General features: G+C 40.3%; 2 protein-coding genes. Both read right to left on the minus strand.

Annotation, left to right across the window (positions count from 1 at the left end):
• Positions 1-1899, minus strand: a 1899-nt coding sequence (gene nifJ / locus ACLTU0_RS11760) for a pyruvate:ferredoxin (flavodoxin) oxidoreductase (protein ID WP_412322628.1), incomplete at its 3' end; no start/stop codon positions are given.
• A gap of 151 nt (positions 1900-2050) precedes the next feature.
• The coding region (locus ACLTU0_RS11765; protein ID WP_412322629.1) for a hypothetical protein at positions 2051-2264 on the minus strand (214 nt) is incomplete at its 5' end.

Raw genomic sequence — 2264 nt, forward strand, 5'->3', positions numbered from 1 at the left:
GCCTTCACCGTCATGCTTAACTGAAAGATCTTCGCTTTGAGCGTTCTTCCAGCTTTCAGGAACTTCAACCTTAACGATTTGCTGAGCACCGGCGTCAATAGCGTCGTGATTCATCTTAACGATTGCGTCACCCTTCTTTGAATATGATGCAGTTGCGGCGTCCTTCATATACTTAATAGCGTCTTCTTCAGGAAGAATCTTTGAAAGTTTAAAGAATGCTGATTGAAGAACAGTATTAATTCTGTTGCCAAGACCGATTTCTTTACCAATCTTAACACCGTCGATTGTATAGAATTGAATATTGTTGTCAGCGATATACTTCTTAACCTGACCAGGAAGATGTTCTTCAAGTTCTTCTGCATTCCATGAACAGTTAAGTAGGAATACACCGCCCGGCTTAACGTCCTCAACCATATTGTATTGTCTGATATATGATGCCTTGTGACAAGCAACAAAGTCAGCCTTGTTGATTAGATATGTTGAAGTAATCTTAGCATTACCGAAACGTAAGTGAGATACTGTAAGACCGCCTGACTTCTTAGAGTCATAGTCAAAGTAAGCTTGTACGTTCATATCTGTGTGGTCACCGATAATCTTAACAGAGTTCTTGTTAGCACCGACTGTACCGTCTGCACCAAGACCCCAGAACTTACAGCTTGTGATACCTGCCGGAGTTGTGTCAGGGTTTTCATCAAGAGCAAGTGATAGGTTAGTAACATCATCGTTGATACCGATTGTAAATCTCTTCTTTTCTGTGTTTTTGAATACGGCGATGATTTGAGCAGGAGTTGTATCCTTTGAACCAAGACCGTAACGACCTGTGTATACAGGAACATTAGCAAATTCTGTGTCACGAAGTGCCGCAACAACATCAAGATATAGAGGTTCACCGATTGAACCCGGTTCTTTTGTTCTGTCAAGAACAGAAATCTTCTTAACTGTTGAAGGAATAGCTGCAACCAAGTGCTTAACACTGAAAGGTCTGTAAAGTCTAACCTTAACAAGACCAACCTTGCGGCCGTTTGCGTTTAGGTAATCAACAGTTTCCGAGATTGTATCACAGACACTGCCCATAGCGATAATAACTTCATCAGCGTCTTCTGCACCGTAGTAGTTGAATAGCTTATAATCGCTGCCGATTTTTTCGTTTACTTTATTCATGTATTCTTCAACAACTTCAGGAATTGCATCGTAAGCTTTGTTAGAAGCCTCTTTAGCCTGGAAGAATACGTCAGGGTTTTGAGCTGTACCTCTCTGAGCAGGGTGTTCAGGATTTAGTGACTTACGTCTGAAGTTGTTTAGTGCATCCCAATCAAGCATATCTGCAAGATCTGCATAATCCCAACAAGCCACCTTTTGATATTCGTGAGAAGTTCTGAAACCGTCAAAGAAATGAATGAACGGAATTTTACCCTTTATTGTTGATAGGTGAGCAACTGCACCAAGGTCCATTGCTTCTTGCGGATTAGTTGACGCAAGCATAGCAAAACCTGTCTGACGACAAGCCATAACGTCCTGATGATCGCCGAATATTGAAAGTGCATGTGATGCCAAAGCTCTTGCCGATACGTTAAATACGCAAGGAAGTTGTTCACCTGCAATCTTGTACATATTAGGAATCATAAGTAAAAGACCTTGTGATGCTGTATAAGTTGTTGTAAGAGCACCTGCTGTAAGTGAACCGTGAACTGCACCTGCGGCACCGGCCTCAGACTGCATTTCAACCACTCTTACAGTACGTCCGAAAATGTTTTTCTGTCCGGCAGCTGACCATTTGTCGGTTACTTCTGCCATTGTAGATGATGGTGTGATAGGATAGATAGCGGCAACATCTGTAAACGCATATGATGCGTAAGCTGCTGCATTGTTACCATCCATGGTTTTCATTTTTCTAGCCATCGGAATTAATTCCTCCTCTTTTTTCTCTTATTAAAGAGAGAAAACTCCCTTTAATGTGTATTAGTTATATATACATACATATATAATATCACTTTTGAAACTCAAAATCAAGGGCGGAACACAATATTTTGTGTTAAATATGAATATTTTTCTAAAAACAGGGGAGTATATAGTTTTTTGAGCCTGTCGACATTCTGTCGTCAGCTCCAAAAATCACATCATAGATGTAATTTTTGAGTATTTTTTCAGAGAAGAAATCGTAAAGTTCCTCCAAAGTCGAAACTTTAGATTTTAAGCCATTTCTGCCGCGCATGTCGCCAGAAATGATTTTTAATGAGGTTAGCACCTCAAACTCCCAAAAATAA

The sequence above is a fragment of the Hominilimicola sp. genome, assembly GCF_046972485.1.
GTDB classification, from domain to species: domain Bacteria; phylum Bacillota; class Clostridia; order UBA1381; family UBA1381; genus Hominilimicola; species Hominilimicola fabiformis.